Source organism: uncultured Arthrobacter sp. (genome assembly GCF_947493765.1).
In the GTDB taxonomy this organism is placed as follows: Bacteria; Actinomycetota; Actinomycetes; order Actinomycetales; family Micrococcaceae; genus Arthrobacter_D.
In genome coordinates this window covers 1-870 of sequence record NZ_CANLSZ010000025.1, presented here as the reverse complement: position 1 = coordinate 870, position 870 = coordinate 1, and the positions used below count along the sequence as shown (strand labels likewise).

Sequence of the window (870 nt, the reverse complement as noted above, 5' to 3'; positions counted from 1 at the left end):
GACCACGTGGAAGGGATCCATCACCGCGACCGCGGCCGGAAGTTCCTCGGCGGCCGCGGTCTTGAACCCGGTAAATCCGTCCATCGCGACGACCTCGACCGTGTCGCGCCACGCCTGCGCCCGGTCGGCCAGCCATGTCTTGAACGCGGCCTTGGAGCGGCCTTCGACCATGTCCAGCAGCCGAGCAGGCCCGGTCTCATTACGGATTGGGGTGAGGTCGATGATGACGGTGACGTATTTGTCGCCGCGGCGCGTGTGGCGCCACACGTGCTCGTCGACGCCGATCACGGCGACCCCCTCAAGCCGGGCAGGATCCTCGATCAGGACCTGCCTTCCCTCGGCGAGGACTGCGTCGTTGGCGGTATCCCACGCCACCGCGAGTCCCTCAGCGATCCTGGCCACGGTCAAGTGCTGCACGACCAACCCGACCAGGGCCCACCGCAGCCCGGCCCGAGAGATCTTCGCCCGGGGCTGCGCGGCACGGCTGGTGTCTTGGCGCCACACGTGCCCACAGCCGGTGCACCGGTAGCGGCGGACCGTGACCAGCAGCGTCGTCGGACGCCACCCGAACGGCTCGTGCGCCAGCTGGCGCGACACGCTGTCGCGGACCGTGCCCTGACAACCACAGCGGCGGCACCACTCGTCCGGCTCGACGACTCGGCAGGCCAGCACCGCCCGATCCGGGCCTACCTGTTGACCGAACACCTCCAAGCCCAGCTCATCGAGGCGGCAGAACTTGCTCAGGTCAGGGGTCGCGAAGGTAGCGTCAGACACGTCGAGGTCTTCCGGGTGGGGAGCGTCAGAACTCCCATCATCGGAAGGCCTCGACCCCTACCCCGACACCGACGCGCCCGCGTTACCTACACCCTC

Annotated in this window: 1 protein-coding gene; it reads right to left on the bottom strand. The window is 68.7% G+C overall.

Annotation, left to right across the window (positions count from 1 at the left end):
- Positions 1-774, bottom strand: a 774-nt coding sequence (locus Q0747_RS13860; RefSeq protein WP_298255636.1) for an ISL3 family transposase, incomplete at its 3' end; no start/stop codon positions are given.
- Between the last annotated feature and the right edge of the window lie 96 nt (positions 775-870).